Annotated in this window: 28 protein-coding genes and 1 other RNA gene; 11 read left to right on the top strand and 18 right to left on the bottom strand. The window is 66.7% G+C overall.

What is annotated here, in order from left to right:
- Nucleotides 1-3: 3 nt before the first annotated feature.
- On the bottom strand, nt 4-1,062 hold the full coding sequence (locus AC07OZ_RS01310) for a hypothetical protein (protein WP_495465376.1): 1,059 nt from the start codon (nt 1,060-1,062) through the stop codon (nt 4-6).
- A 140-nt stretch (nt 1,063-1,202) separates the two neighbouring features.
- On the opposite strand from AC07OZ_RS01310, the gene AC07OZ_RS01315 reads away from it, so the two are divergent.
- Nucleotides 1,203-1,523, top strand: a complete 321-nt coding sequence (locus tag AC07OZ_RS01315) for a hypothetical protein (protein ID WP_331612873.1) — start codon at nt 1,203-1,205, stop codon at nt 1,521-1,523.
- Here AC07OZ_RS01315 and AC07OZ_RS01320 read toward each other — a convergent pair.
- The 5 genes from AC07OZ_RS01320 to rpsU all read right to left on the bottom strand — a co-directional run bounded on the left by AC07OZ_RS01320 (nt 1,520) and on the right by rpsU (nt 5,148).
- On the bottom strand, nt 1,520-3,052 hold the full coding sequence (locus AC07OZ_RS01320; RefSeq protein ID WP_495465377.1) for a TRAP transporter large permease: 1,533 nt from the start codon (nt 3,050-3,052) through the stop codon (nt 1,520-1,522). The genes AC07OZ_RS01315 and AC07OZ_RS01320 overlap by 4 nt on opposite strands.
- Nucleotides 3,049-3,657: a TRAP transporter small permease subunit gene (locus AC07OZ_RS01325; protein ID WP_495465378.1), complete on the bottom strand. Its 609-nt coding sequence runs from the start codon at nt 3,655-3,657 to the stop codon at nt 3,049-3,051. The genes AC07OZ_RS01320 and AC07OZ_RS01325 overlap by 4 nt, the downstream gene beginning before the upstream one ends.
- Before the next feature lie 280 nt (nt 3,658-3,937).
- Nucleotides 3,938-4,279 carry a protein tyrosine phosphatase family protein gene (locus AC07OZ_RS01330; protein WP_067273537.1) on the bottom strand — a complete coding sequence of 114 codons (342 nt, stop codon included), beginning with the start codon at nt 4,277-4,279 and terminating at the stop codon, nt 3,938-3,940.
- A gap of 43 nt (nt 4,280-4,322) precedes the next feature.
- Nucleotides 4,323-4,769, bottom strand: coding sequence for a GatB/YqeY domain-containing protein (locus AC07OZ_RS01335; RefSeq protein ID WP_495465379.1), 447 nt, complete (start codon nt 4,767-4,769; stop codon nt 4,323-4,325).
- Nucleotides 4,770-4,935: 166 nt separating this feature from the next.
- Complete coding sequence (gene rpsU, locus AC07OZ_RS01340; RefSeq protein WP_012346814.1) at nt 4,936-5,148, bottom strand: 30S ribosomal protein S21; 213 nt, start codon at nt 5,146-5,148, stop codon at nt 4,936-4,938.
- Nucleotides 5,149-5,608: 460 nt separating this feature from the next.
- Here rpsU and AC07OZ_RS01345 point away from each other — a divergent pair, with 460 nt between their 5' ends.
- Entirely contained in the window at nt 5,609-6,628 is a 1,020-nt protein-coding gene (locus tag AC07OZ_RS01345; protein ID WP_495465380.1) for a GGDEF domain-containing protein, read from the top strand.
- Nucleotides 6,629-6,653: 25 nt separating this feature from the next.
- On the opposite strand, the gene AC07OZ_RS01350 is transcribed toward AC07OZ_RS01345, so the two are convergent.
- The 8 genes from AC07OZ_RS01350 to AC07OZ_RS01385 all read right to left on the bottom strand — a co-directional run bounded on the left by AC07OZ_RS01350 (nt 6,654) and on the right by AC07OZ_RS01385 (nt 12,194).
- Nucleotides 6,654-7,091, bottom strand: coding sequence for an EVE domain-containing protein (locus tag AC07OZ_RS01350; protein WP_495466470.1), 438 nt, complete (start codon nt 7,089-7,091; stop codon nt 6,654-6,656).
- A 126-nt stretch (nt 7,092-7,217) separates the two neighbouring features.
- A non-coding RNA gene (ssrS, locus tag AC07OZ_RS01355) (6S RNA) lies at nt 7,218-7,398 on the bottom strand.
- Nucleotides 7,399-7,427: 29 nt separating this feature from the next.
- A complete protein-coding gene (locus AC07OZ_RS01360; RefSeq protein WP_495465381.1) occupies nt 7,428-7,769 on the bottom strand; it encodes a cell division protein ZapA in 342 nt (113 codons plus the stop codon).
- Complete coding sequence (locus AC07OZ_RS01365; protein WP_495465382.1) at nt 7,766-8,020, bottom strand: DUF904 domain-containing protein; 255 nt, start codon at nt 8,018-8,020, stop codon at nt 7,766-7,768. Before AC07OZ_RS01365 ends, AC07OZ_RS01360 begins: the two co-directional genes overlap by 4 nt.
- Nucleotides 8,021-8,067: 47 nt before the next feature.
- On the bottom strand, nt 8,068-8,706 hold the full coding sequence (gene nth / locus AC07OZ_RS01370) for an endonuclease III (RefSeq protein ID WP_495465383.1): 639 nt from the start codon (nt 8,704-8,706) through the stop codon (nt 8,068-8,070).
- A gap of 19 nt (nt 8,707-8,725) precedes the next feature.
- Nucleotides 8,726-9,424 carry an electron transport complex subunit RsxB gene (rsxB, locus tag AC07OZ_RS01375; RefSeq protein WP_495465384.1) on the bottom strand — a complete coding sequence of 233 codons (699 nt, stop codon included), beginning with the start codon at nt 9,422-9,424 and terminating at the stop codon, nt 8,726-8,728.
- On the bottom strand, nt 9,421-10,743 hold the full coding sequence (locus tag AC07OZ_RS01380; RefSeq protein WP_495465385.1) for a polyhydroxyalkanoate depolymerase: 1,323 nt from the start codon (nt 10,741-10,743) through the stop codon (nt 9,421-9,423). The genes rsxB and AC07OZ_RS01380 overlap by 4 nt, the downstream gene beginning before the upstream one ends.
- A gap of 248 nt (nt 10,744-10,991) precedes the next feature.
- Entirely contained in the window at nt 10,992-12,194 is a 1,203-nt protein-coding gene (locus tag AC07OZ_RS01385; RefSeq protein ID WP_495465386.1) for an amino acid aminotransferase, read from the bottom strand.
- A gap of 133 nt (nt 12,195-12,327) precedes the next feature.
- On the opposite strand from AC07OZ_RS01385, the gene uvrB reads away from it, so the two are divergent.
- Nucleotides 12,328-14,493: an excinuclease ABC subunit UvrB gene (gene uvrB / locus AC07OZ_RS01390; protein WP_495465387.1), complete on the top strand. Its 2,166-nt coding sequence runs from the start codon at nt 12,328-12,330 to the stop codon at nt 14,491-14,493.
- 24 nt (nt 14,494-14,517) lie between these two features.
- Here uvrB and AC07OZ_RS01395 read toward each other — a convergent pair whose 3' ends face one another.
- The 4 genes from AC07OZ_RS01395 to AC07OZ_RS01410 form a co-directional block, all read right to left on the bottom strand.
- Nucleotides 14,518-15,663, bottom strand: a complete 1,146-nt coding sequence (locus tag AC07OZ_RS01395) for an acyltransferase family protein (protein WP_495465388.1) — start codon at nt 15,661-15,663, stop codon at nt 14,518-14,520.
- 171 nt (nt 15,664-15,834) lie between these two features.
- The gene (locus AC07OZ_RS01400; RefSeq protein WP_495465389.1) at nt 15,835-17,520 is read right to left on the bottom strand and encodes a rhodanese-like domain-containing protein; all 1,686 of its coding nucleotides are present in this window, start codon (nt 17,518-17,520) and stop codon (nt 15,835-15,837) included.
- 50 nt (nt 17,521-17,570) lie between these two features.
- A complete protein-coding gene (locus tag AC07OZ_RS01405; RefSeq protein WP_495465390.1) occupies nt 17,571-18,548 on the bottom strand; it encodes an aliphatic sulfonate ABC transporter substrate-binding protein in 978 nt (325 codons plus the stop codon).
- A gap of 106 nt (nt 18,549-18,654) precedes the next feature.
- The gene (locus tag AC07OZ_RS01410) at nt 18,655-19,542 is read right to left on the bottom strand and encodes a LysR substrate-binding domain-containing protein (RefSeq protein WP_495465391.1); all 888 of its coding nucleotides are present in this window, start codon (nt 19,540-19,542) and stop codon (nt 18,655-18,657) included.
- Nucleotides 19,543-19,674: 132 nt separating this feature from the next.
- On the opposite strand from AC07OZ_RS01410, the gene AC07OZ_RS01415 reads away from it, so the two are divergent.
- The 8 genes from AC07OZ_RS01415 (at nt 19,675) to hscB (ending at nt 25,202) form a co-directional block, all read left to right on the top strand.
- Nucleotides 19,675-20,088, top strand: a complete 414-nt coding sequence (locus tag AC07OZ_RS01415; RefSeq protein WP_495465392.1) for a RidA family protein — start codon at nt 19,675-19,677, stop codon at nt 20,086-20,088.
- 1 nt (nt 20,089) lies between these two features.
- The gene (locus AC07OZ_RS01420) at nt 20,090-21,190 is read left to right on the top strand and encodes an oxidoreductase (protein WP_495465393.1); all 1,101 of its coding nucleotides are present in this window, start codon (nt 20,090-20,092) and stop codon (nt 21,188-21,190) included.
- A 174-nt stretch (nt 21,191-21,364) separates the two neighbouring features.
- Nucleotides 21,365-21,886, top strand: coding sequence for a low molecular weight protein-tyrosine-phosphatase (locus AC07OZ_RS01425; RefSeq protein WP_495465394.1), 522 nt, complete (start codon nt 21,365-21,367; stop codon nt 21,884-21,886).
- Between the two features lie 113 nt (nt 21,887-21,999).
- Complete coding sequence (locus tag AC07OZ_RS01430; RefSeq protein ID WP_067273486.1) at nt 22,000-22,533, top strand: Fe-S cluster assembly transcription factor; 534 nt, start codon at nt 22,000-22,002, stop codon at nt 22,531-22,533.
- Between the two features lie 55 nt (nt 22,534-22,588).
- Nucleotides 22,589-23,809, top strand: coding sequence for an IscS subfamily cysteine desulfurase (locus tag AC07OZ_RS01435; RefSeq protein ID WP_495465395.1), 1,221 nt, complete (start codon nt 22,589-22,591; stop codon nt 23,807-23,809).
- Nucleotides 23,810-23,879: 70 nt separating this feature from the next.
- Entirely contained in the window at nt 23,880-24,296 is a 417-nt protein-coding gene (gene iscU, locus AC07OZ_RS01440; protein WP_495465396.1) for a Fe-S cluster assembly scaffold IscU, read from the top strand.
- Between the two features lie 11 nt (nt 24,297-24,307).
- On the top strand, nt 24,308-24,631 hold the full coding sequence (gene iscA / locus AC07OZ_RS01445; RefSeq protein WP_067282339.1) for an iron-sulfur cluster assembly protein IscA: 324 nt from the start codon (nt 24,308-24,310) through the stop codon (nt 24,629-24,631).
- Between the two features lie 49 nt (nt 24,632-24,680).
- On the top strand, nt 24,681-25,202 hold the full coding sequence (gene hscB / locus AC07OZ_RS01450) for a Fe-S protein assembly co-chaperone HscB (protein WP_067273477.1): 522 nt from the start codon (nt 24,681-24,683) through the stop codon (nt 25,200-25,202).
- Nucleotides 25,203-25,211 lie beyond the last annotated feature (9 nt).

Below are 25,211 nucleotides of genomic sequence, written 5' to 3' on the forward strand. Positions count from 1 at the left end.
GGCTCAGCGGAAGGTTTTCAGCGCCTGCTGGCCCGTCGGCGTCAGGTAAGGCCAGACGGCTTCGATCGTCAGCGCCACGTCCTCTGCGCAAGGCGTCATCGCGTACGAGGCCTGCGTATGAAAGACCAACTGTTTCGGTTCCGGGTGGATCGAACTGCCCATCCAGCGTACCTCGTCGCGACATTCGGCTTCCTCGCCGTTGCCACCGTTGTCGGTATAGGCCTTCACGAGCAGCTTGCCGAGCCGGGAGTTCTTCGGGATCTCCTTGCGCAATTCGGACTTCAGCCATGAGGCGACGTCGGCCTCCGACCCGGTGTCCAGGCGATACGTGGTGACGCTGTTGCCGTGCCACGGGTGGGCGCCGCCGCAGTAGCCCTCGTTCCAGGTGTCGATGACGACGAAGGCGGCGTTCCAGGCGACGACCTTCTGCGTTTGCGAGGACTCGTAGCCGGCTTCGGGGCCGCGTTCGCGCCGACCCTGCGCCATGCAGTCGACGTGATCGAGGACCGCATCCGTGGCCTTGTCCCACAAGATGGCGTTCAGTGTCGAGATGGCCGGGGTCGTGCCAATCAGGCGGACGCCGACCTGCGTGGTGTCAGGGGTTGCGTCTCCGGTATGGCCTCCTGGCACGGGGAAAGTCAGCGCCTCGTAGCGGCGACCTCCGATCTGCGCGGTCTTCGCCGAGGTGGGCTTGATCGCGGCCTTGCGGGTTGTGTTGTAGTCGCGTTCCTTGATCGCCGCAGCGGCGATCGGCAGCGTCTTCGTGCCGTCGACGGAGCGCCATTCGCCGCTCAGCGTGTCGGCGTCGCAACTGAGCTTGAGTCGTCCGGTCCGCTTCTCCTTGGCGTCGAGTTCCTGCCACTCGCCGGTCCTGGCGTCGCGGACCAGCGTGAGGTCGCCGAGCGAGCTGCGGTAGTAGTAGCGGCCGACCGCAGGGCGCTCGCCTTCGGCGGGATTGAGCTCCATCGACACCGGCGTGCTGCCCAGCGTGCCGCGCCAGGAGCCTTTGTCGCAAGGCTCGGCGGCGTGTGCTGCTGTCGGGATGAGCGTCGTCGCCAGCATCAGCGTGATCCACGCGTGAAGGCGAGTGGCGGGGAGGTGGCGGAGGAGGGTAGAAGGACGTGCGCGCATGTCGACGACTGTAGCGAGCGCAGGGCATGGCGCTTGCCGACGAAGGTCATCGAGACATCCTGGAGATTGCCATGCCCGACTTCGACAAGCCCCGCGACAAGGCCTACGACCACGAGCAAGAGGCCACCTACTGGCGCGACAACTACGCCAAGCGGCCCTACATCCAGCAAGGCGACACGCACGACGACTTCGGTCCCGCGTATGCCTACGGAGTCGATGCGTTCGCCCGTTACCCCGATCGCGAGTTCGAGGACTTCGAGGCCGAACTGCACCGCGACTGGGGTAATCAGCGGCAGGGCTCTTCGCTGGAATGGGCGAGGGCGAAGCCCGCAGTGAAGGACGCCTGGGACCGCATCAAGGAGGCGTCGAACATGCCGCCCTCGACGCGCTAAGGCGCTCCCTCCGAGGCTGCGGAGGCCGGCGCCGACGCGGCCTCTGCCGGCAGCCCGAACAGCGCGTTCGTGTCTGCGTTGGGGTCGGTGCGTCCGGCTTGACCGGCATCGATGCCCTGAAGCATCTCGGTCGCCTTGTCCATGTCGACCGCCTCGGTCTTGTCGAGGAACGCCGTCACCGTGACCGGGAAGAAGATGACGATGGCCACCAGGATCAGCTGCATCACCACCCAGGGGATCGAGCCGAGGTAGATGTCGCTCGACATCACCCGCCTGGGCAGCGCGCCGTTCTTGAACAGCGTGTCCGAGATGCCCCTCAGGTAGAACAGCGCGAACCCGAATGGCGGGTGCATGAAGCTGGTCTGCATGTTCACGCAGAGCATCACGCCGAACCACACCAGGTCGATGCCCATCTTGTCGGCGACCGGGCCCAGCAGCGGCAGGATGATGAAGGCGATCTCGAAGAAATCGAGGAAGAACGCCAGGAAGAAGATGAACAGGTTGACGACGATCAGGAAGCCGATCTGACCGCCGGGCAGGTTCGAGAGCAGGTGCTCGATCCACTTCCCGCCTTCAACGCCCTGGAACACGAGGGAGAAGGTGCGCGACCCGATCAGGATGAACACCACCATCGCGGTGATGCGCATCGTGCCGATCATGGCGTCCTTGACCACCGGCCAGTTCAGCCGTCGATGCGATGCCGCCAGGATGAACGCGCCGACCGCGCCCATCGCGCCGGCCTCGGTCGGCGTGCAGACCGCCGTGTCCATGCCGGGCAGCCCGCCCATCGAGCCCAGCACCGCGAAGATCAGGATCGCCGACGGAATGATCCCGCGCAGGCACTTCTTCCACAGCGCCCAGCCGTTGAGTGTGCGCGCCTCCTTGGGCACGCCAGGCACATGCTCCGGCTTGATGCGCGAGACCAGGAAAGTGTACAGCGCGAAGATCAGCACCTGCAGGATCGACGGGCCCCATGCGCCCTTGTACATGTCGCCGACGGGCTTGCCGAGCTGGTCCGCCAGCACCACCAGCACCAGGGAGGGCGGCACCAACTGCGTGATCGTCCCCGAGGCCGCCAGCACGCCCGTGGCGTAGCGCATGTTGTATCCGTAGCGCATCATGACCGGCAGCGAGATCATCGCCATCGCGATCACTTGGCCCGCCACGGTGCCGGTGATCGCGCCGAGGATGAAGCCGACGATGATCACCGAGTAGCCCAGCCCGCCGCGCACCGGTCCGAAGAGCTGGCCCATCGAATCGAGCATGTCCTCTGCGAGGCCGCATTTCTCCAGCAGCGCGCCCATCATCGTGAAGAAGGGGATCGCGAGCAGCAGATCGTTGGACAGGATGCCGAAGACGTTCTGCGGCAGCGCCGACATGAACGACGGCGGGAACCAGCCCTGGCTCACCGCGAAGAGGCCGCAGGCCAGGCCCAGCGCGGCCAGCGAGAACGCTACGGGGAAGCCGATCAGCATGATGATGATCAGTCCCGCGAACATCAGCGGGGGAAACTGCTCCATCGTGATCATTGCAGCGGCCTCTCGTAGTGCGTGTCCATCTCGACGAGATGGGCGAGGTAGCCGACGCGCTTGATCACCTCCGAGATCCCCTGCAGGAACACGAGCGCGAAGCCCACCGGCAGCGTCAGCGCGGCCGGCCAGCGGATCAGGCCGCCAGCATTGCCCGACACCTCACCGCTGGTGAACAGCTTCCACGCGTAGCCGCCGTAGCCCAGCGCGGCGACGGTGTCGTCTGCGCGCATACCGGTGGTGAGCTTCACCAGGAAGAAGTCCCACGACAGCCAACCCGCAAAACCCATCACGGGCAGCAGGAACACGATCAGCCCGAACAGGTCGACGTAGACCTTGCCGTGGCCGCGCAGTCGCGTGTACATGATGTCGACGCGGACGTGCTCGTTGAGACGCAGCACTTGCGCCGCACCGCCCATCACGCAGACGGCGAACAGGTACCACTGGATCTCAAGGAAGGCATTGGAGCTGATGTCCAGGCCGTAGCGGATCACCGCGTTCGCGGCGCTGATAAAGCACGACAGCAGGACAGCCCAGGCGGCAAGCGTGCCGAACCGGTCCGTCAGCCAGTCGATGCCCTTGGCAAATGCAAGCAGGGCTTTCATCGACGAGTCCAGGTCTCCATCTCGAACCCCGACGGGAGGGCTCGGTTCTTTTGTGTGTAGACGTGGACTGTAGCCAGCGAGGGCTGTCGGAAAACTGAATTCGGGAGGGGCTGCGGGAAAGCCCCGACATGCCGAGGAGGGAGCGTTGATCGAGGCGACCGGGGGCCCTTTCCTCCATCTCCCTCCTTTGCTTGCCTCCCGGCAAGCAAATTCCCTCCTTAAGTTCCGGAAAGGGCCCCCGGTCGCCTCGATCCGAGGCACCGAGGGGCTCGTCGTCGGATCAGAGTTGGGTGGCGGCGGCGAAGAGGCGCGTGGAACGCGCGCCAGAGCGGCAGAACGCCAGCACCGGCTTCGGCACTTCGTCGAGCAACGCGCGCATCGCGGCGATCTCTTCCGGCGACTGGTAGCCGCCTTGCACCGGCAGGTGGTGATATACCAGCCCCGCAGCTTCGGCCGCGGCGCGGACCTGCTCGCTGGTCGGCTGATCGGGGCCGTGCTCGAAGTCGGGCCGGTTGTTGATCACCGACTTGAAGCCGGCCTCCGCCAGCGCAGCCATTGCTTCCGGCGTCAGCTGCGGCGCGACGCAGAAATCGGGCGTCAATTGTTGAACGGTCAGTTCCATCGCGGACTCCTGTCGTTGAATCAGTGGGGAGCGAGGGGGGCGTTCAGCCCGCCAGCGCCGCCTTCACCGCCGCCGAGACCAGGCCCATGTCGGCCTTGCCGGCCAGCTTGCCCTTCACGGCGCCCATCACCTTGCCCATGTCGGCCGGGCCCTTGGCGCCCAGATCGGCCACGATGGCGGCGACTTCGGCCTTGATTTCGTCCTCGCTCAGGCGCTGCGGCAGGTAGACCTCCAACACCTTCAACTCGGCCGTTTCCTTGTCGGCCAGGTCCATGCGACCGGCAGCCGTGAACTGGCTGATCGAGTCCTTGCGCTGCTTGATCAGCTTGTCGACGATGCCCACCAGCATCACGTCGTCCACCTCGACGCGCTCGTCCACTTCCTTCTGCTTCACCGCGGCCAGCAACAGCCGGATCGTGCCCAGGCGTTCGCTGTCCTTGGCGCGCATCGCCGTCTTCATGTCTTCGGTGATCTGTTCCTTCAGGCTCATGAGGGCTCCTTGATTCCTGGTCTCGAGGGAGATGTGGGGGATGTCGTAATGTCGCGCAGAAACAGAAAAGCCCGCGGCAGCGTCCTGCGCGGGCTTTCTGTGCTGTTCCGGCGGTGGGGATCGTCAGTGGACGGGTCCCCGGCGCCGAAGCGGTCCGATCAAGCGATCAGTACAGCTTCTTGGGCAGCTGCATGCTGCGCACGCGCTTGTAGTGACGCTTCACGGCAGCCGCCTTCTTGCGCTTGCGCTCGGCAGTCGGCTTCTCGTAGAACTCGCGGGCGCGCAGCTCGGTGAGCAGGCCCAGCTTTTCGATCGTGCGCTTGAAGCGGCGCAGGGCCACGTCGAACGGCTCGTTTTCTTTGACGCGAATGGTGGTCATGAAATTCCTTCAAATAGCGCTCGGTGTTCGCGAGGAAGGGCTTGCCTTCGAAGCGGAGTATCCGGATTCCACTTCCGAATCGACGCGCAGGGTTTGCCAGCAAAACGAGGATTCTAGCCTTATTTTTGACCGTTCGCCATCTGCCGCGACGCAAGCGCGGTGCACAGGACGCAACGCCCCGTGCCGATCGCCTTGTCCCCTGTGAAAGCCCCACGGCTTCCTTGCAAGGGGATGTGACATTTTCACGCCTTGCCCCCGTCGGAGCGCAAGCCCGCCTCTCTGGGCGAAGCGCATCGCTCTTGGTCCGAGCCCGGGCAAGCTAGGATGCCCGCACCCCAAGCTTAGGGGGAGTGGCACCTCTGTCCTGCCGACGGCACTTGCCCCGGCGACGGACGCCCATCTACATTCGATCCACCACCATTCGACCGCGAGGGGCCGCCCCCCTGGCCCGGCCCGACCCATGGAATTACAAGCCGCCGCGACACCCGCGCCTGCCAGTTTCGATGCCTGGCTGGAATCGTCGGGAACGTCCCAGACGCCCGTTGCGGCCGGCTTGCTCAGCCTGCTGGAGCCGACTGGCGCCTGCCTGACCGTGAAGTCGATGGCCACCGGCCGGTATGTCTTCGCCAGTGCCGGGATGAGCGAACTCTTCGGCCGCGTCGAGGCCGGCATCGTCGGTGCCGCGGATGCCGAGCTGATGCGCGGCGACGAAGTGCAGGCCATGCGTCGTTCCGAACAGGCCACGCTTGCGCAGCGCGGCGTCGTCAGTTCCGAGCACCGGCTGGAGATCGGCGGCCGCCGCCGCGAGTTCATGGTGATGCGCGTTCCGCTCGGTGCGGAGCACGTGATGGCGTTGTGGAGCGACAAGACCGAGGAGCGTCATCGCGAGACGCACCTGCAGCGCGCGTTGCAGCAGCTCGAGCAGCAGCAGAAGTCGCTCGAACAGATGCGGCGCGAGCTGCAGCAGGGCAGCGGTCGCGACGAGGTCTCGGGCCTGTACATGCGTGCGCAGTTCGACGATCAACTGCTGCGCGAGATCGATCTCTCGACCCGCGAACATCGTGAGTTCACGCTGGTGCTGATCGCCCTGGATCCGGTGGCGCCGGAGGCTGGCCTCGGCGAGGAGGCGCGTCAGCGCCTGCTCGAAGGCCTCGGGCGCATGCTGCGCGCCAACACCCGTGCGATGGATGCGGCCTGCCGCATCGGTGACGACCTGTTCGCGGTGCTGCTGTCGGGCGTCGGCCTTGCGACCGCGCACGCACGCATGGAACAGCTGCGCCGCCAGTGCCATGCCCAGATCGTCGTGCTGCATGGGCAAGACATCGGGTTGTCGCTGTCGATGGGCGTCGCGAGCTTCCCGCACACCGCCTCCCGGCAGGAGGAATTGCTGGGTGCCGCCGAGATGGCGGTCAAGGAAGCGCAGCGGCGCGGCGGCAACCAGGTGGTGCTGGCCTCGATCCCCTTCGGCATGGGCGACTGAGGTCGCTGCCAGCGACGCTTGCAGTTCAGGCGAGCAGCTTCTGCAGGTGCCGCCACTCCGCGGGTGTCACCGGCGTGATCGACAGCCGGTTGCCGGGTTGCAGCGTGCGCATCCCCGCCAGCGCGGGATCGCGCTTCATCTCCGCCAGGCTCAGCAAGCGCGTCTTGCGCACGAAGCGCACGTCGACGTGCTGCCACCGCGGTTCCTCGCGTTTGGCCTTCGGGTCGTAGTAGTGGCTCGCGGGATCAAACTGGGTCTCGTCCGGATAGGCGGTGCTGCTGACCTCCGCAAAGCCGACGATGCCCGGTTCCGGGCACGAGGAGTGATAAAAGAGCACGCCGTCACCGATGCGCATCTGGTCGCGCATGAAGTTGCGCGCCTGATAGTTGCGCACGCCGGTCCACGGAAGTTCACCGGCGGCCTGCAGATGATCGATCGAGGCCTCGTCCGGTTCGGACTTCATCAGCCAGTACTGAGGGGAAGCGTGCGGTGCGGTGCTCAAGGCGGAACCCTCGCGACGACGGTCGACTTGCGGTCGGCCATGAAAAAACCGCGCGAGACGGAATGATCAGGCGCGGTTTCGGGAAGAGGTGTCCACGGCGAACCGTGAGCCGCATTCCTGAACCCTAGGGGTACAGGTGGGCGAGGTCAGCAGGGCTTCGGGTTCATCTGACGCGAGACGCTCACACCAGCTCTGCAATGTTCCAAGCCCTTGCTCGCGAAAGCATCGGTTCAAGGAAATATAAAACTCACGCGAACGCAGTGGACAAGGTGGATTCTACGCGCCGCGATCCGACGTTCACAGCAGTTGCCCGTCTTGGACAAGGGCTTCATCGAGCCGCTTCATCAGCGTTTCAAGATCAGGTATGGCGCCATTGGCGCCAGCGATGCGTGCGTCACCGGCGGTTGCATCCGTTGCATCGCCAACTGCCGCTGCCGCGTTCGATTCGGTGAGCGAATAAGCGAGATTCAGGGCGGCGAGCACCGCGATCCGTTCGCGCGCCTTGATGCGCCCGGCATCGCGGATCGCGCACATTTCCTTGTCGACCCGTGCCACCGCCTTTTGCAGCGCGGCTTCGCCGCCTTCCGGGCAGCCGAGCAGGTAGCTCTGGCCCATGATCGTGACTTCCATTTGCTTCATGCGCCCGTCTTTCGAGAATCTGAGGGTTCATTGCCTTCGCCGCTCTCCAGCAGATCGACCGCCTCCAGCGGCAGACGGTCCAGCAGGGCGTCGACGCGCGCGCGCGCCGCGGCCAGTCTGGAGCGCAGGCTGTCACGCTCCAGCGTGAGCGCCTGGACCTGTTGCTCGAGCAAGCCGTTCGTGCGTTTGAGTTCCTCGTGACGCACCAGCAGGCGCTCGACGCGGTCGACTAGGTCGTTGATGCTGGACATGGCTTCCCTGACGGATGAACGCGCGGATTGTAGGGGGCGGGGTTCGCTCAACGTGCCGCGGCCATCGGCGCGCTGTCACATTGCGCGACGACGGCGCAGCGCTCGCACAGTGGCCGACGCGCCTGGCAGACATAGCGGCCATGGAGGATCAGCCAGTGATGCGCGTCGACGAGGAATTCCTCCGGCACGCGCTTGAGCAGTTGCTGCTCCACTTCCAGCACGTTCTTGCCTGGCGCGAGGCCCGTGCGGTTGCCGACGCGGAAGATGTGCGTGTCCACGGCCATCGTCGCTTCGCCGAAGGCGACGTTGAGCACCACGTTGGCCGTCTTGCGGCCGACGCCGGGCAGCGATTCGAGCGCCTCCCGGCTCTGCGGCACGGCGCCGCCGTACTGTTCGACGAGGATGCGGCAGGTCGCGTACAGGTTCTTCGCCTTGGTCTTGTAGAGCCCGATCGTCTTGATGAACTCGGCCAGCTTCTCTTCGCCGAGGTCGAGGACCTTCTGCGGCGTGTTGGCGACGACGAACAGCCGTCTCGTCGCCTTGTTGACGCCGACGTCCGTGGCCTGCGCGGACAGCAGCACCGCGGCAAGGAGCTCGAAGACGCTGGCGTATTCGAGCTCGGTCTGCGGCGACGGATTGGCGCGGCGGAGGATCTCGAAGAATTCGCGGACTTGCGTTTGGTTCATGGTGAGGTCGAGGCTTCGTTCAGACACCGCGCTTGGCGCGGGCGCGCGCGAGCGCGGCCTCGATGACGGCGCGCTTGCGGTCGATCTGCGCGGCGTCGGTGAGCCGCGTCTCCTCTTCGAGGTGGTCAAGCTTGTGCTGTGCCTTGGCTTCGAGCCGCGCGTCATGTTCGCGCAGGTCGCGCGCGACGCGGATCTCATGCCAGCGATAGCGCTCGCGAGCGCGTTCGGCCTGCGGCGCGCTCCACGCGGCCCAGCCGCTGCGCGCTGGCGTCACGTCGGTCAGCGAGATGCAGTCGACCGGGCACACCGGGATGCAGAGTTCGCAGCCGGTGCAGTCGGCGTCGATGACGACATGCATCTGCTTGTTGGTGCCGATGATCGCGTCGACGGGGCAGGCCTTGATGCACAGCGTGCAGCCGATGCACCAGCCTTCGTCGATGACGGCGAGCCGGCGAGGCCCCTCGATGCCGTTGTCCGGATTGAGCGGCAATGTCTCGCGAGCCGTCAGCGCGGCCAAGCGGGCGATCCCTTCGGCGCCGCCGGGCGGGCACTGGTTGATCGCCGCCTCGCCACGCGCGATCGCGTGAGCGTACGAATGACAGTCGGGATAGCCGCAGCGCGTGCATTGCGTCTGCGGCAGGGCCAGGTTCAGGCGTTCGACGAGATCGTCGAACGTGGCGGAAGTCGATTCAGCGGAGGCGGAAGCGGCAGGATTCACTCGGTCGGCTTGCGCGACCGGCGTGCCGCAGCCGGACGGGCGGCGGCACGCTTGGCCGCGGCGGGCTTGTGCAACGGGGCCGCATCGTACTTCGCAATGAAGTCACGGATCACCGGATAGACCTTCTCGCGCCAGCGACGACCCGAGAAGATGCCGTAGTGGCCTGCACCGACCGCGTCGTAATGGGACTGGTCCTTCGAGTCGATGCCGCTGCACAGCTCATGTGCCGCCTTGGTCTGACCGGCGCCGGAGATGTCGTCCAGTTCGCCTTCGACGGTCAGCAGCGCCGTCTGGGTGATGTCCTGCGGGCGCACAAGGTCGCCGCCGACTTCCCAGGTCCCGTTCACCAGCGCGAAGTCCTGGAACACCGTCTTGATCGTGTCCAGGTAGTACTCGGCCGGCATGTCCAGCACGGCGTTGTACTCGTCGTAGAAGCGGCGGTGGGCGTCGACGTTGTCGTCGTCGCCGCGGACCAGGTCCAGGAAGTAGTCGTAGTGCGAGCTCAGATGACGGTCCGGATTCATCGCCACGAAGCCGGTGTGCTGCAGGAAGCCCGGATAGACCTCGCGGCCAGCGCCCGGGAAGTTGGTCGGAACGCGGTAGATCACGTTGTTCTCGAACCAGCTGTAGCTCTTGTTCATCGCCAGGTTGTTGACGGCCGTCGGGCTGCGGCGGGCGTCGATCGGGCCGCCCATCATCGTCATCGAGCGCGGGGTGGTCTCGCCCTTGGAGGCCATCAGCGAGATCGCCGCGAGCACCGGCACCGTCGGCTGGCAGACCGAGATCACATGGCAGTCTTCGCCGACGTGGCGGATGAAGTCCTGGACGTAATAGATGTAGTCGTCGAGGTGGAATGCACCGGCCTCGAGCGGCACCATGCGGGCGTCGGTCCAGTCGGTGATGAAGACCTTGTGGTCCTTCAGCAGTTGCTTGACGGTGTCGCGCAGCAGCGTGCTGTGGTGGCCGGACAGCGGCGCCACGACCAGCACGGTCGGCTGCGCCTTCATCTTGGCCAGCACGGCCTGATCGTCCGTATAGCGCTTGAAGCGCAGCAGGCGGCAGAAAGGCTGCTCCAGCGCCACCAGTTCCTGCACCGCGACGTCGACGCCGTCGACCTCGACGCTGTTGATCTCGAACTCCGGCTTTTCGTACTCCTTGGCCAGCCGGTGCATCAGGTCCAGGCCCGCGGACATGCGGTGCGACAGCGGCGTATGGGCGAAGGGCGACAGCGGGTGGCTGTACAGCTTGGCCGTGGCGCTGGCGAATTCGGAGAACGGGCTCAGCAGCGCGCGTTGGGTTTCATAAAGCTGGTAGAGCATCTGGCGGACCTCTCGAGGGGGAGTGAGGCGAAGGCTGGCACCCGTTGTGCAATGCAGCAATTCTAGGCCCCGGGTTCTGGAAGTGTGTGTCTCCAGTGCGCCGTGCAAGGCGGGAGGAGGGGCTTCGAACCGATGCATTTCGCCATAAATGCGCAGGGCCGGCCTGCTTGCAGCAAGTCCGGCCCTGTGTTCGATGGCCGATCGTGCGATCAGCGCATCGAAGTGTGGTGTCGAAGGAAGCCCGGTGATCAGGCCTTCTTCACTGCGGCGATCGCGGCGGCAACTGGCTTCAGGTTCTTGCTGTTCAACGCGGCGACGCAGATGCGACCCGAATCGACGCCGTAGACGCCGAACTCCGAGCGCAGGCGCTGCATCTGTTCGGCGGACAGGCCGCTGTAGCTGAACATGCCCTTCTGGCGGGTGACGTAGCTCAGGTCGTCGGTGATGCCGGCGGCCTGGAGTTCGGCGACGAGTGCTTCGCGCATCTGCTTGATGCGCACGCGCATGCCGGCGAGTTCCTCTTCCCACTGGGCGCGCAGCGCCGGGGTCGACAGCACCGTGGCCACGACCTGGGCGCCGTGGGTGGGCGGGTTGGAGTAGTTCGTGCGGATCACGATCTTGAGCTGGCTCAAGACCTTGACCGTTTCCTCGGCCGAGGCGCAGACCACGCTCAGTGCGCCGACGCGTTCGCCGTAGAGCGAGAAGCTCTTGGAGAAGCTGGTGGACACGAAGAAGTCCAGACCGGCGGCCAGGAACTGCTGGATCACGGCGCCGTCTTCGGCGATGCCTTCGCCGAAGCCCTGATAGGCCATGTCGAGGAAGGCAACGAGGTTCTTGGCCTTGACTGCGTCGACGACCTGGGCCCACTGCGCGGGCGTCAGGTCGTAGCCGGTCGGGTTGTGGCAGCAGGCGTGCAGCACGATGACCGTGCCGGCCGGCGCAGCGTTGAGCGCCGACAGCATGCCGTCGAAGTTGATGCCGCGGTTGGCGGCGTCGTAGTAGGGGTAGGTCTCGACCGGGAAGCCGGCGTTGGTGAACAGCGCGCGGTGATTTTCCCAGGACGGGTCGGAGATCAGCACCGTGGCGCCCGGATTCAGGCGCTTGAGGAAGTCGGCACCGATCTTCAGGCCACCAGTGCCGCCGATGGCCTGCACCGTCGCCACGCGCTTGCTCTTGAGCACTTCGCTGTCGGCGCCGAAGACCAGGCCCTGCACCGCCAGGTCATAGGCGGCGATGCCGTCGATCGGCAGATAGCCGCGCGGTTTCGGAGCCGCCTGCATCTGCGCTTCCGCCGCAGCCACGCAGGCCAGCAGCGGCAGCTTGCCGTTGTCGTCGTAGTAGACGCCGACGCCCAGGTTGACCTTGTTGGGATTCGGGTCGGCGTTGAATTGCTCGTTCAGACCCAGGATGGGGTCGCGAGGGGCCATGGCGACGGCGGCGAACAAGGACATGGAGGCTTTCCTGACAAACGGTGGAGAGGACTGCGCTACGCTGTCGCGTCCTGACGCCCGAGGCGCCTCCTGAGCGCCCAGCGAAGCCCGCCGATTGTAGGCAGGGAACATGCGTTGCCCCTGGGAAACCCTGATGAGTCGATCCTCCGCCGCCAAGCCTGAAACTCCCGTCGCCAAGGGGGAGAAACCTGCCTCTCCAGAGACGGGCACCGCCGGCGCGGGCGAGCCGCCGAAGGGCGAATTCGTCTCTTTCGAAGGCTCTCCGTTCCAGCTCTTCCAGCCGTACCCGCCCGCGGGCGACCAGCCGACGGCGATCCAGCAACTCGTGGAAGGCGTCAACGATGGCGAAAGCTTCCAGACGCTGCTGGGCGTGACGGGCTCGGGCAAGACCTTCACGATGGCCAACACGATCGCGCGGCTCGGGCGTCCGGCGATCGTCTTCGCGCCCAACAAGACGCTGGCGGCGCAGCTGTACAGCGAGTTCCGCGAGTTCTTCCCGAAGAACGCGGTCGAGTACTTCGTCAGCTACTACGACTACTACCAGCCTGAGGCCTACGTCCCGCAGCGCGACCTGTTCATCGAGAAGGACAGCGCGATCAACGAGCAGATCGAGCAACTGAGACTGTCCTGCACGAAGAGCCTGCTGGAGCGGCGCGACGTGGTGATCGTGGCCTCGGTGTCGGCGATCTACGGCATCGGCAACCCGAGCGACTACCACCAGATGGTGATGACGCTGCGGGTGGGCGACAAGGTCGGCCAGCGCGACGTGATCCAGCAGCTGGCGCGCATGCAGTACACGCGCAACGAGATGGAATTCACCCGCGGCCATTTCCGCGTGCGCGGCGACACGATCGACGTGTTCCCGGCGGAGCATTCGGAGCTGGCGCTGCGGATCGAGCTCTTCGACGACGAGGTCGAGGGCCTGGTGCTCTTCGATCCGCTGACCGGCCAGATCCGGCAGAAGATCCCGCGCTTCACGGTCTATCCCTCGAGCCATTACGTGACGCCGCGCGACCGTGTGGTCGCCGCGATCGAGACGATCAAGGAGGAACTGCGCGAGCGCGTCGCCTTCTTCATCAAGGAGGGCAAGCTCGTCGAGGCCCAGCGGCTGGAGCAGCGCACGCGCTTCGACCTGGAGATGCTCCAGGAGGTTGGCCACTGCAAGGGCATCGAGAACTACACGCGCCACCTGTCGCAGGCCGCGCCGGGCGATCCGCCGCCGACGCTGGTGGACTACCTGCCGGCCGATGCGCTGATGTTCCTGGACGAGAGCCACGTGCTGATCGGCCAGTTCGGCGGCATGTACAACGGCGACCGGGCGCGCAAGAGCACGCTGGTCGAGTACGGCTTCAGATTGCCGTCGGCGATGGACAACCGGCCGCTGAAGTTCGAGGAGTACGAGCGCAAGATGCGCCAGGCCATCTTCGTCAGCGCGACGCCGGGCGATTACGAGAAGCGCCAGGCCGGCAACGTCGTCGAGCAGCTGGTGCGGCCGACGGGGCTGGTGGACCCGATCGTCGAGGTGAGGCCGGCCGTTCATCAGGTCGACGATGTCCTTCAGGAGATCCGAGACCGGGTCGAGATCAAGGAACGCGTGCTGATCACGACGCTGACCAAGCGCATGGCCGAGCAGTTGACGGAGTACCTCAGCGACAACGGCGTGAAGGTGCGTTACCTGCATTCGGACATCGACACGGTTGAGCGGGTGGAGATCCTGCGCGACCTGCGGCTCGGAACCTTCGACGTGCTGGTGGGCATCAACCTGCTGCGCGAGGGCCTGGATATCCCGGAGGTGTCTCTGGTGGCGATCCTCGATGCCGACAAGGAAGGTTTCCTGCGTGCGGAACGCAGCCTGATCCAGACCATCGGGCGAGCCGCGCGGAACGTGAACGGCAAGGCGATCCTGTATGCGGACCGCATGACGGAGTCGATGAAGAAGGCCATCGGCGAGACCGAACGCCGACGCGCCAAGCAGGTCGCGTTCAACGAGGCCAACGGCATCACGCCGCGCGGCGTCGTCAAACGCATCCGCGATCTGATCGAAGGTGTCTACAGCGACAAGCCGGGCCGCGACGACGCCAAGGTGATCCACGATGCGGCCGAGGTCGAGGCGCTGAGCGAGAAGGATCTGAGCAAGCGCATCACCCAGCTCGAGAAGCAGATGCTGGAGCACGCGCGCAACCTGGAGTTCGAGAAGGCCGCGCGCCTGCGCGACCAGCTCTCGCAGCTCAAGGAGCAGGCCTTCGGCGCGGCCGTGCACGACAACGTCGTGCCGATCTCGGCCGGCAAGGGCAAGTGAACGTCGCGGTGGGCGCTGTGGCTGTCAAGGCGCCGCGATGGCCGTGGGCATCGGCGTGGCGGTCGTGTCGTGGCCCGGGGACTTGCGGCGGAATATGGCGGGCCGTTCGATGAGCTGGTAGGTGAGGCGGCTGGTCCCCACCAGGAGGACGGTCAGGCCGCAGACGATGCCCCAATAGGCGAATGGACCGATCGGTGCGGCGTCCGCTGCTGGCGAACGGCCCGAGAAGACCAGGTACAGCAGGAGTCCCTGCAGCAGGTACATCGAATACGTCGGTTCTCCAAAGCTCCGCGAGATCGGCGCGGTGAGCGTGCCGAACAGTGTGGCGCCGGAGGCGATCAGGCAGAAGGCGAGCGTGGCGGCGCACAGCGGACGATCCGCATAACCGGTGTCGCCGTCGACGAGCGCGAACACGAGCGCCGCGAGGGCCACCACCGATGCCGCCGCAGACGAGGCGACCCGACGCCATGCCGGGATGCGGACGAGAAGCGCCGCCACGATGCCGCCGAGGAAAGGCTTGGACTGGGCGAGTTGCGGCTGCCAGACCGACGTGAGGATCAGTAGCGGCACGCACAGGCTGACGGCCAGCGCCCACGGCGGCGGCCTCAGGCGCAGCACCCAGGCGGCCGCTGGCAGCAGCAGATAGAACAGCCACTCATAGGGCAGCGACCATGTGACGCCCGCCAGGATGCGCCCGGTTTCGGCGACGCCGTTGATGTCCGGTTGCCCGGCGAAGGTGAAGGTGACCCAGGCACCGAGCTGCCGCGCCAACTGTCCCAGGCCGACGCGCACGGTCCAGCCCGACAGCACGCCGCAGATCAGGACCACGCAGGTCACGGCCACCAGATACATCGGGAGCAGTCGACGCAGTCGGGCGTCGAAGAATTCGTCCCAGGCGATCGAACGCCCGCTGGCGCGGGCATCGAGCAGTTTGCCGACGAACAGGAAGGCGGTGACCATGAAGAACAGCGACACCGCGATCGAGCCCAGGGACCGGGCCGCCGAGGGATCGAGCGCCCAGACGCCCCGCTGCGTCATGCTCCACCAGAGTTCGGCATGCTGGATGAACACGGCGAGCCCCAGGTACCCGCGCAGTCCGTCGATGGTCGGATAGCGGGAATCCGCGATGCGCGCGCCGCTACGGCGCAACCAGACGGCGTTCGCGGCCATGGCGATCCCTGCGATCACTGGCCACGCGGCGTATGTCCCGCTGAACTCCTGGGCAGGCATCCGGACTCCCTGCCGCCGGTTGGCGGCTGCGAGTCAGGATTGTTCCGTCCGGGAGAGGCGCGGGATGCCCCGGCAATCAGGGGCTCACGAGGGGGCGAAACGCGGGTTGGCTCAATCTTCGATCACACGAAAGAAGTGCGTGCCGTCGCGATCGAGCTGGGCGATCAATCCGAATTCCCAGTCGAGGTAGGCCTGCATCGCGTCGTGCGGGTGATTCGTGCCCTCGTAGGGGCGGCGATAGCGGTCGTCTCGCGGGAAGGCCAGGCGCGGATTGGCGGATTCGATCGGCAGGCCCGCGTCGTACCAGGCCGTCGTGCCGCCTTCGAGCACGAGCAGCTCTCGCCCCTCCGCGGCGAGCTCCGCCGCGAGGTCCGCGGCGACGAAGCGCGGGAGCACGCCCAGATTGCCGGTGAGAACGACACGCCGCGCCGGCGGGATCACCGTCCGGAGCGCGTCCGCGAGCCGGGCTCGCGGGCTCCACCAGGCGCCGGGAATGTGCCGGACGATGTAGGTGATGCTCGGCGCCACGTCGACGACGACCGTGTCCGGCTGCTCCCGATCCGCCTCGTCGGCGCGCCAGCGGGCGAGTTCGGCGGGCGTCACGGTCGCGACCGTCGGCGAGAGCGGTTGCGGCGGCAGGTCGGGGCCGGTCTCCGTGTGGGCGGAAGCGTCGGGCGGCAGCACGGCGACCTCCCAGCCCATCTGCGCCAGCCAGGCTGCGGCCATCGGAGCGCGGATGCCGTCGTCGTCGGCCAGCGCGATGCGGGCGCCGCGCACCGGCACGTGGTGATCGGTCTCCTGGACGAGCTGCCCACCCGGTGCATTGCGGAATCCCGGACGGTGGCCGCGGCCGTATTCGGCGGCGCTGCGGACGTCGAACCGGTAGGTCGAACGCCGAGCGTCGGCCAGCCATTCCGTGAGGACGCCGGCGTCGATGCGCTGCACCTGGGCGCGGCGGGCAAGCGCGGCAGCGCCGTCCCGCGCGGCGTCCAGATCCCCCACCGGCACGTCCTCATGCGAACGCCCCTGGCCCTGCGCCAGTGTCAGCCCGGCGAGCGTCCATCCGATCGTGCCATTGCGCAGGGCCGCGACGGGGTTCGGTAGGCCGGCGTCGATCAGCGATTGCGCGCCGATCAGGCTGCGCGTGCGGCCGGCGCAGTGCACGACGATCGTCGTCGATGGATCGGGCGCGAGGTCGCGCGCACGGCGCACCAGTTCGCCGCCGGGCGTGCTGATCGAGCCGGGCAGGCTCATCGTGCGGTACTCGTCGAAGCGACGGGCATCCAGCAGCACGATGTTGTCGCCACGGGCAAGCTGCGCCTGGACTTCCTCCGCTGGCAACGACGGCGTATGCCGACGCGCCTCCACGAGCTCGCCGAAGGCCTTGCTCGGGACGTTGACGTCGCGGAAGAGCTCCAGGCCGTCCTGGCGCCACGCGGTGAGGCCACCCGCGAGCAGGGCGACATCCGTGTAGCCGAGCGACTGCAGCTTGCGTGCCGACGGTGCCGCGACACCTTCGCCGTCGTCGTAGACCACGATGGGCACGTCGCGCCGGGGCAGACGGCCCCAGGCGTCGAGTTCCAGTCGCGAGGCCGCCAGGTTGGCGGCCCACAGCGGATGGGCTTCCGCGTAGGCGGCTTCCTCTCGGACATCGAGCAGCGCGATCTCGACGCGCGCCAGCAGCGCGGCACGGACATCGGCGGGCGTGCGCGTGGGCAGCGGCGTCGGATGCTTGGGCACGGGCGGGCGCGGCAGGTCTTGGGCCGGCGTCGTCGCGTCGGAGTTCAGGAGGGACATGGGCAGGACTCCTTGCAGTCGGGCTATCGTTCCAGTCGGGCGGGCGCGGCTCAAGCCGGGCGCCAGACCGGCGATTCCTGGATGGCGACGCGGCGCGGCAGGATCTGGGCGCCGCTGAAGGCATCGGCGATGCGCTGCTGCTCGGAGAGCGATTCCGTATCGACCGGACGCACCGCATAGCTGCGACGCTCGTTGGCGGCGGCGACGATGGACGCGTCGAGACCCAGCACTGGCGCGTGCCACTCGGCCGCGGCGGCGGGGTTCTTCTTGACCCAGTCGCCGGCGCGCTGGAGTTCGTCGTAGACGCGCTGGAGCACTTCCGGATTCTGTTGCGCGAACGAGGTGGCCGCCAGATAGAAGCGGCGATAGGCGGCGATGCGGGTGCCGTCGACCAGGATGCGGGCGCCCGACTGGCGCTGCACCGCGGCCAGGAACGGATCCCAGACCACCCAGGCGGCGATGGCGCCGTTCTCGAAGGCCGAGCGGCCGTCGGCGGGATTGAGGTAGGCGGGTTCGATGTCGCGGATGGACAGGCCGGCCTGGCTGAGCGCTTCCAGCAGCAGGTAATGCGCGCCCGCGCCCTTGGCGAAGCCGATCTTCTTGCCCTTCAACTGCGCGACGCTGGTGATCGGCGAGTCCTTGCGCACGACGATGGCCTGCGCGGTGGGTGAGGGCGTCTCGATCGCGTAGTAGGTGAGCTTGGCGCCGGCAGCGAGCGCGAACGGCGGGACGGCGTCGGCCACGTCGGCGCTGAGGTCGAGCGCGCCGATGTTGAGCGCTTCCAGCAGCGGCAGGCCAGAGGTGAATTCATGCCAACTGACGGTGACCTGGTGCGGCGCCAGTGCCTTCTCCAGGATGCCGCGCGACTTGAGGAACAGCGTCAGGGTGCTGGACTTCTGGTAGCCGATGCGCAGGGTCTTGGCCTCGGCCGCGAAGACCGGGAGCGCAGGCAAGGTCGAGGCCCCGGCGAGGGCGGCGGCTTGAGCCAGCCAATGGCGGCGGGAGGTCGAGGAAGCGGCAGAGGACATGGCGGGGGGACTCGCAGGGACGAGGAAACGGGAGATCACCGCAGCCTAAGGACCCTGGTCATGACCTGGAACGAAGCAAAGCGAGGATCGATAAACGCGGCCCGCTTCAGGGCGCCGCCGTCTGCGCCTTCAACCACGCCACGACGGCCTGCGCGCTCGCGGACGGGGAGCGCTCGTTGTTGACGGCCACGTGGTAGGTGTGGCCGGCGATCACCGGGCCGAAGGCCTGGACCAGGTGACCGGCCGCCAGCTCGTCGGCGATCAGGGCCTGACTCACCAGCGCGATGCCGTGACCGGCGACCGCCGCCTGGATGGCATGTCCTTCATCGGAGAAACGCAGTTGGCCTGCCGATGGCGGCCCTGCGATCCCTGCCGCGACGAACCAGCGCTCCCAGGTGGGGTTCTCCGGCTGCGCGCGCTTCCAGTCGAAGTGGATCAGCGGCACCCGCGCCAGGTCGGCCATGGATCGCACCCCGAGTCGCGGATTCGCGACCGGAGCGAAATGGTCGGTGAAGAGCGGCTCGGCGATGAGGCCGGGGTAGGGGCCGCGCCCATAACGGATCGCGATGTCCACGGCCGTCGATCGCAGGTCGACCACGTCATCGGATGCCTGCAGCTGCAGGTCGATGCCCGGATGCAGGCGACGGAAGTCCGCCATCCTCGGCACAAGCCATTTCACCGTGAAGGCGTTCGTCGCTGAGATGACCACCTGCGGCCGTCGACGCGGCTGCGTCAGACGCTCCAGCGCCGTCTGGATCGCGTCGAACCCGTCCCTCAGGACGGGGTAGAGCTGCGCGCCGGCCTCGGTAAGCGTCACCCGCCGCACCTGCCGCTCGAACAGCTCGACGCCGCTCAGCGCTTCGAGTCCGCGGATCTGGTGGCTGATCGCTGTCGGCGTGACGGCGAGTTCTTCGGCGGCGGCCTTGAAGCTGCCCAGCCGGGCGGCGGCCTCGAAGGCGCGCAGTGCGGACAGCGGAAGGGATCGACGATCCATCGGAAGGTTGAACGGATGAGGTGGACTCATCTTACGGCTGACAATTGAACCTTTGTCGCGCCTCGCCGGCTTCCTTATCGTTCTCCCACGGACGGCACACGACCCTCCGCCATGAATGAAAGGAATGCAACCATGCTGGAACGCGTCATCACGAATCCCGATCCCTACGAGCCCTTCCTGCTGTCGCAGGGCATCAAGGTGGGCGGGCTGCTGTTCATCTCCGGCCAGGCGGGGGCGGGCGAGGACGGCAGGATCGTCCCGGGCGGCTTCCTCGCGCAGGGCGAGCAGGCCTTCGCGAACCTGCGCCGGGCGCTGGAGGCGGGCGGCTCCGATCTGAAGCACGTCATCAAGGTCACCATCTTCGTGACCGACATGGGGCACTTCGAGGACGTCGTGGCGTTGCGCCGCAAGTTCTTCTCGGCGCCTTATCCGGCCGACACGATCGCGGAAATCAAGGCGCTCTACACGCCGGACGCGATGATCGAGATCGAAGCCATCGCCGAGGTGGCCGCCGTCGATGTCGCTGCCGACGGGCAGGAGCGCTGAGATGAGCGCTTCGAGCCTGTTTTCCCCGACGGCACTGGGTCCGTTGCGGGTCGCCAACCGGCTGGCGGTGGCGCCGATGACGCGCGTCAGCGCGCTGGCGGATGGGCGTGCGACGCCAAGGATGGCCGAGTACTACGCCGACTTCGCCGCCGGTGGTTTCGGTCTCGTGATCACCGAGGGCATCTATACCGACCGGTCGTTCGCGCAGGGGTATCTCCATCAACCCGGATTGGCGGACGAGGCGCACCGCGACGCGTGGCGGCCGGTCGTGGATCGCGTGCATGCCGCGGGCGGGAAGATCGTTGCCCAGTTGATGCATGCGGGGACGATTTCGCAAGGGAACCCGCATCGCGCGAGCGCGAAGGGGCCTTCAGCAATCCAGCCTGTGGGCGCGCAGATGTCCTTCTATCGCGGAGAAGGACCCTACCGGGTGCCGGAGGCGATGTCGGCTGAAGAGATCGCCGAGGCGGTCCGAGGATTTGCCTGCGCGGCAGCGCGCGCCCGGGAGGCGGGCTTCGACGGCGTGGAAATCCATGGGGCGAATGGCTATCTGCTCGACCAGTTCCTCACCGAGCAGACGAACCGGCGCGAGGACGGCTACGGAGGTGCCCTGGAGGCGCGCCTGCGGCTCGGCGTCGAGACGATCGAGGCCGTCCGCCGCGCGGTGGGGGCGGATTTCGCGGTGGGTTACCGGGTGTCGCAGGGCAAGGTCAACGACTTCACCCACAAGTGGCGCGGCGGCGAGGCGGACGCGGCCACCGTGTTCCGCACGCTGTCGGCTGCGCCGATCGACTATCTGCACACGACGGAGTTCGAGGCCTGGCAGCACGCCTTCGGGGAAGGGCCGAGCCTGGCGTCGCTGGCGCGGCGCCACGGCTCGGTGCCGGTGATCGCGAACGGCTCGCTGCATGACGCGGATCGGGCGGTCGGCATGCTCGATCGCGAGGAGGCGACCGTGATCGCGCTGGGGCGCGGCGCGCTGACGCATGCGGACTGGCCCCATCGCGTCCGCAAGGACCTTCCGCTGGAAGATTTCAATCGCGCGATGCTTTCGCCGATCGCGGATCTGGCGAACGCGGATCGACTGCGTCCGAGGCGCTGACGGCCTTGTCCTCCAGGGCCCACGCCAGCAACGATGCGGTCTTCTCGTCGCCGAGGTCGATCAGTTGCAGGCGGGCGAGACGGATGGTTTCGAGTTGCGTGAGGCTCATGGCAGCTTTCCAAAGGTTGGGAACGGTGGAAGGGCAAATCCCGGGCCAAGCCACAATACCTCCTCATGGCTGCCGAGCTCTCCATCCTCTTTGTGTGCACCGGAAACATCTGTCGCTCGCCGACTGCGGAAGGTGTGTTCCGCCACCAACTGACGGCCATGGGCCTGGCGGACCGGGTTCACGTCGACTCGGCCGGTGTCCAGGGCTGGCATGCCGGCGAAGCCCCCGACGAACGGTCCCAAGACCACGCCCTGATGAGGGGCTATGAGCTCTGCGATCAACGGGCGCGCGCGCTTCGCACCGATGATTTCGAGCGTTTCGACCTGCTGGTTGCCATGGACGGCGGCCATCTGCGCGAGCTCCGCCGCCGCTGTCCTGCTGCGCTGCAGCACAAGATTTCCCTGCTGCCCGGGGAGATCGAGGTACCAGATCCGTATTACGGCGGTGCGGACGGCTTCGAGCACGTGCTCGATCTGCTGGAGTCGGGTTGTGTGGCCGTTTGGCGCAAATCGCAGCCAGTCGACTGGCCTGAACAGGCCTCCTCGCCCCCTGTCCGGGGTAACCCGAGCAAGCTTCTTCTTAATTGAGTAAAATGGTCGGACTTAGCCGGGGTTAACCCTGCTCCGTGAGTCGACCCGGCGTCAGCCGAGCCGCCGCCTCCATGTCCTGTAGCCCGACAAGGGCGCCAAGGAGAAGTTCGATGCGTCTCACCACCAAAGGTCGTTTTGCCGTCACCGCGATGATCGATCTGGCCCTGCGCGAAAACGGCGGGCCCGTCGCGCTGGCGGCGATCAGCCAGCGCCAGCAGATCTCGTTGTCCTATCTCGAACAGCTGTTCGGCAAGCTGCGCCGTCATCAACTGGTCGAATCCACCCGCGGTCCCGGCGGCGGTTACTCGCTCGGCCGCCGTTCCGATGAGATCACCGTCGCCGACATCATCGTCGCCGTCGATGAGCCCATCGATGCGACCGGCTGCGGCGGCAAGGAAAACTGCATGGGCGACGACACCGGCCGCTGCATCACGCACGACCTGTGGACGGCGCTCAACAACAAGATGATCGAGTACCTCGACTCGGTCACGCTGCGCAAGCTCGTCGACGACCAGCTCGCCAAGGGCGTCACCGTCGAGGAAGCGCCGATCAAGCGCGCCATCTCGAGCACCCCCGTCGTCAAGCCCATCCGCATCACCGCGCCGAATTCCGTGTTCGCGCTCGGCAATGCGATGAGCAAGTGATTCCGGCCCTCCGGTCCACGTCAACCATTCAGTAGTCGACAAGAAGAACGTTCCCATGGACATGACCCCGCACTTCCCCATCTACATGGACTACGGCGCCACCACGCCGGTGGACCCGCGCGTCGTCGACGCGATGATTCCGTGGTTGCGCGAGCACTTCGGCAATCCGGCGTCGCGCAGTCACGCGTGGGGTTGGGAAGCGGAAGAGGCCGTGGAGAAGGCGCGCGTCGAAGTCGCCAAGCTGATCGGCGCGGACCCGCGCGAGATCGTCTGGACCTCCGGCGCGACCGAGTCGAACAACCTCGCCATCAAGGGCGCGGCCAACTTCTACCAGTCGCGCGGCAAGCACCTGATCACGATCAAGACTGAGCACAAGGCCGTGCTCGACACGACGCGTGAGCTGGAGCGCCAGGGCTTCGAGGTCACCTACCTCGATGTCAAGGAAGACGGTCTGATCGACCTGGACGTGCTGAAGGCGGCGATCCGCCCCGACACGATCCTGATCTCGGTGATGTTCGTGAACAACGAGATCGGCGTGATCCAGGACATCCCGACCATCGGCGCACTGTGCCGCGAGAAGGGCATCGTCTTCCACGTCGACGCCGCGCAGGCCGCGGGCAAGGTCGAGATCGACCTGACCACGCTGCCGGTGGACCTGATGAGCCTGGCCTCGCACAAGTCCTACGGCCCCAAGGGCATCGGCGCCCTGTACGTGCGTCGCAAGCCGCGCGTGCGCCTGGAAGCGCAGATGCACGGCGGCGGACATGAGCGCGGCCTGCGTTCGGGCACGCTGCCGACGCACCAGATCGTCGGCATGGGCGAGGCCTTCCGCATCGCCCGCGAGGAGATGGCCACCGAGCTGCCCCGCATCAAGGCGCTGCAGCAGCGCCTGCTGGACGGCCTGAAGGACATCGAGCAAGTCTTCATCAACGGCGACCTGACCCGACGCGTGCCCCACAACGTCAACGCCTCGTTCAACTACGTCGAGGGCGAGTCGCTGATCATGGGCATCAAGGGCATCGCCGTGTCGTCGGGCTCGGCCTGCACGTCCGCGAGCCTGGAACCGAGCTACGTGCTGCGCGCCCTGGGCCGCAGCGACGAACTGGCGCATTCCTCGCTGCGCATGACGATCGGTCGTTTCACGACCGAAGAGGAAATCGATTACGCCGTCTCGCTGCTGAAGGACCGGGTCGCCAAGCTGCGCGAACTGTCCCCGCTGTGGGACATGTTCAAGGAAGGCGTGGACATCAGCAGCATTCAATGGGCCGCGCACTGAGCGCCCCTCATTGATAGCGACTGATTGATCGCCATCTGATCATTACGAACAAGTTGTTGGAGAACACGACATGGCATACAGCGACAAGGTCATCGACCACTACGAGAATCCCCGCAACGTGGGCGGCTTCGACAAGGGCGACGAGTCCGTCGGCACCGGCATGGTCGGCGCGCCGGCCTGCGGCGACGTGATGAAGCTCCAGATCAAGGTCAACCCCGCGACCGGCCTGATCGAGGACGCCAAGTTCAAGACCTACGGCTGCGGCTCGGCGATCGCGTCGAGTTCGCTGGTCACCGAATGGGTCAAGGGCAAGACGCTGGACCAGGCGCTGTCCATCAAGAACAACCAGATCGCGGAAGAACTGGCCCTGCCGCCGGTGAAGATCCACTGCTCGATCCTGGCTGAAGACGCCATCAAGGCCGCCGTGGACGACTACCGCGCCAGGCACGGCCAGACGGCGGACGCCGGCGCGACCGCCACCGCCTGAGGGTGTCCGCGATGTCCGTCACCCTGACCGAAGCCGCGGCCCGGCACGTCACGCGCTACATCGCCAAGCGCGGTCGTGGCGTGGGCGTGCGCCTGGGCGTGAAGACCACCGGCTGCTCGGGCCTGGCCTATAAGCTGGAGTACGCGGACGAGGTGGCCCCCGAGGACGTGATCTTCGAGGGCCATGGCGTGAAGGTGCTGATCGACCCGAAGAGCCTGCCGTACCTGGACGGCACCGAGCTGGACTTCGTCCGCGAGGGCCTGAACGAAGGCTTCAAGTTCCGCAATCCGCGTGAGAAGGACCGCTGCGGCTGCGGCGAATCCTTCCGAGTCTGAGCTCGATACGCGAGGAAGGGCGCGGCCGCGGTGCCGCGCTTTTTTGTTCATGAAACTCGATGACGACGACTTCACCCTGTTCGGCTTGCCGCAGCGCTTCGCGCAGGACGGCGCCGAGATCGCCGAGCGCTGGAAGGCGCTCGCGGCCAAGGTGCATCCCGACCGCTTCGCCGCCGACGGCGCGGCATCGCAGCGCCTGGCGATGCAGTGGGCGCTGCGCGTCAACGAGGCGCACCAGCGCCTGCGCGATCCGCTCAAGCGCGCGTCCTACCTCTGCGAACTGCGCGGCGCGCCGATCCAGGCCAACGAGAACACCCGCATGCCCGCGGCGTTCCTGATGGAGCAGATGGAGTGGCGTGAGTCGCTCGACGAGGCGAAGACGCCCGACGCGATCCTCGCCATCGACAAGCAGGTCGCGGACCGCGAACGCGCGCTGCTGGCGCAGGCCGGCCGCCAGCTCGATGACGAGGACAACGCCGCCGGCGCCGCCGAATCGGTGCGCGCGCTGATGTTCCTGACGCGTTTCCGCTCGGACATCGACCATCGGCTGGATGCGCTCGAGCATTCCTGAATCCCACAT

It is taken from the genome of Roseateles sp. GW821-FHT09G03, from assembly GCF_059416045.1.